At 72.0% G+C, this 2482-nt stretch carries 3 protein-coding genes; 2 read left to right on the top strand and 1 reads right to left on the bottom strand.

Translation table 11 applies throughout. The annotated features are described in order from the left end of the window. Both DSY14_RS27520 and DSY14_RS27515 read left to right on the top strand, forming a co-directional pair. Positions 1 to 330 (top strand): benzoate/H(+) symporter BenE family transporter (locus tag DSY14_RS27520; RefSeq protein WP_211719517.1); only part of this gene is annotated, 330 nt, incomplete at its 5' end. A gap of 137 nt (positions 331 to 467) precedes the next feature. Further along, positions 468 to 1475, top strand: a complete 1008-nt coding sequence (locus tag DSY14_RS27515) for a GNAT family N-acetyltransferase (protein WP_211719516.1) — start codon at positions 468 to 470, stop codon at positions 1473 to 1475. 206 nt (positions 1476 to 1681) lie between these two features. Here the strand turns inward: DSY14_RS27515 and DSY14_RS27510 are convergent, their stop codons facing one another. Then, a complete protein-coding gene (locus DSY14_RS27510; protein ID WP_211719518.1) occupies positions 1682 to 2452 on the bottom strand; it encodes a nucleotidyltransferase family protein in 771 nt (256 codons plus the stop codon). Positions 2453 to 2482: the final 30 nt, after the last annotated feature.

Raw genomic sequence — 2482 nt, 5'->3', positions numbered from 1 at the left:
GGCGTGTTCTACCTGGGGGTGGGGCTGTTCGGAGCGACGGTGGCCTCCCTCCTGGCCACGCTCCCCTCCACTCTGGTGCTGGCCATCGCGGGGCTAGGGCTGCTGGGCACCATCGGGGGTTCACTGGCGTCGGCGGTCGCCGACGAGGACGCGCGCGAGGCCGCGGTGGTGACCCTGCTGGCCACGGCGTCCGGGTTCACACTGTTCGGGGTGGGATCGGCCTTCTGGGGGCTCATCGCCGGCGTGCTCACCCTGATGATCACCCGTCGACGACGAACGCACGGACGTGGAAAACCCGTGGCGGATTCCGATGGCGCGCGCTATAAATGATCCGCCGCACCGACCGACGGTGGCCGGCCACTGATGAGAAGGGAGCGCATCCGATGTTCACCATGATCACCGCGCCCTCCGAGGTCACCACCGAGCGTTGACCCGGCCCCGGGCGCACACCACACGAAGGTGTCGCCTTGACCGTTCCTCCGAACACCCTGACCGTTCGCCCCCTGACCGGACCCGAGGAGCTGGAGCTCTTCAGCGGGTTCTCCTACGCCCTCGACCACGAGTTCCCCGTGGACATGGCCGAGGGTCGCCGCCTCCCGCAGTGGATGTGGGTGGCCATGCAGGGTGACCGTCTGGTCGCCCGCCTGTCCTGGTGGCGCCGTGACCAGGACGACCGTCCCCTCCTGTTGGACGTGCTCGACGTGGTCGACGCCGCCGACGTGGACCGGGTCGCCGTCGCCGAGCACCTGGTGCGGACCGCCGCCGCCACGGTCCTGGACGAGGGCTCGCCCTGGCCCGAATACCTGCGTTTCCTCCCGGCCGGCTGGCGGGAGGACCCCGATCAGCGCGCCATGGTGCGGGATCTGATGACCGCCCTGGAGAACACCGGCGCCCACCTGCTCACCGAGCGGTTGCGCTTCACGTGGCGCGACGGTTCCTTGGAGCCGAGGCCCCGCGGCCGGTTGCGCTTCCGGGAGATCGAGGACACCGCGGACATCCTCGACCTGATGACCCGGGCCCTGGAAGGCACCCTGGACACCCACGACAACGTCGACCTGCGGGAGAAGTCCGCGAGGGAGGTCGCCGAGGCCAACTTCGCCGACGAGTTCGCCGCCTACAGCACGCCGCGCGCGTGGTGGCGGGTGGCGACGTCGGCCGAGGGAGAGCCCGTGGGCTTCGTCATCCCGGCGCGCAACGCCTATCACCCGATCATCGCCTACATCGCCGTGCTGCCCGAGCATCGCGGTCACGGGTACATCGACGACCTGCTCGCGGAGGGCGGTCGGGTCCTGCGGGAAGCGGGGGTGGACCACATCAACTCCGCGACGGACCTGGGCAACCAGCCGATGGCCCGGGCCTTCCAACGGGCCGGTTACGACGTCGAGAGCGGGGTGATCACCATGGTGTGGGACCATGCCTACGGCCCGGAGGCCGGCGGTGCGCAGGCCGGCGGTGCGCAGGCCCGGCCGGACTAGGCACCGATCGACCGATCACGGGGAACTCGTCCGGGAACCGGCGGGCCGTGCTCGCCGAATTCCGGTGCGGCGCCGAAGGCGGGGCGCGAGGCACAGACCCTCCCCCCTTCGGCGCCGCAGGTCCCTGACCACTCGGGACACCCGAACAGGGGCCGAAGCACAGCGCGGTCCCGGAGAGAACTCCCGGGCCCCTTTCCCGACTCGGGTCACCGGGCCAGGGAGAGGATGCGCGCGGCCTCGGCGACGGCCAGGAGCAGGTCCTGGGGGTCGGCGGTCATTCCGGCGACCACCAGGTCCACCTCCTCCAGGTCCGCGCGGGCCAGCAGGGCCTTGTCGTTGGTCACCCACTCGCCACGGCCGGCGAGGACGGCGTGCGCGGTGTGGGACGCGGCCTGGGCGACCAGCCCGGCGCACTGGGCGACCCGGCCCCGCGGTGCGTGGTTGCGTTCGGCGTAGGTCAGGGTGGCCGAGGCGAACCCGCGCCACACCGGCGGGGCTTTCTCCCGCAGGGCCCGCGGGTGCTCGGGCCGGGGCAGATCCCCCACCAGTGTGCGGCCCAGGGCCAGTTCGGCGACCACCAGGTAGGTCGGGATGCCGACCAGGTGGAACATGAGGGGTTCGACGCGGAAGCGACCCTGTTCGGCCTCGGCGCGCTCGCGTTCGACGACGTCGAGGTCCCGGTAGTGGACGTCGACGGTCCGGCCGTCGACCCGGAGCCACGCCCCGCCGTTGAACACGCCGGGGCTCCACCCACCGATCTCGGAGACCTCACCCTCCCACCCGACCTCACGCAGGTGACGCGGGTCGAAGAGGCCGTCACCGCCCCGGTAGTACACGGCCAGATCCCAGTCGCTGTCGGGTCGGTGGGTGCCCTGGGCCCGGGAGCCGCCGAGCGCGACCGCCTCGACCCCGGGAAGGGCGGCGAGACGGTCGGCGGTGGCGGACACGAAGCGGTCGTCGGTGTCGGAGAGGCGCATGCCCCCATCATGGCCCTCCCCGACCGTGGT

Origin of the sequence: Nocardiopsis sp. MG754419 (genome assembly GCF_018207095.1) — a bacterium.
Taxonomy (GTDB): domain Bacteria; phylum Actinomycetota; class Actinomycetes; order Streptosporangiales; family Streptosporangiaceae; genus Nocardiopsis.
The sequence above is the reverse complement of the archived record's forward strand: the minus strand, read 5'-3'. Positions and strand labels throughout refer to the sequence as shown.

What these genes read in the sequence shown, in the direction of transcription:
- DSY14_RS27510 (WP_211719518.1), bottom strand. Translation starts at nt 2,452, where the DNA reads ATGCGCCTCTCCGACACCGACGACCGCTTCGTGTCCGCCACCGCCGAC.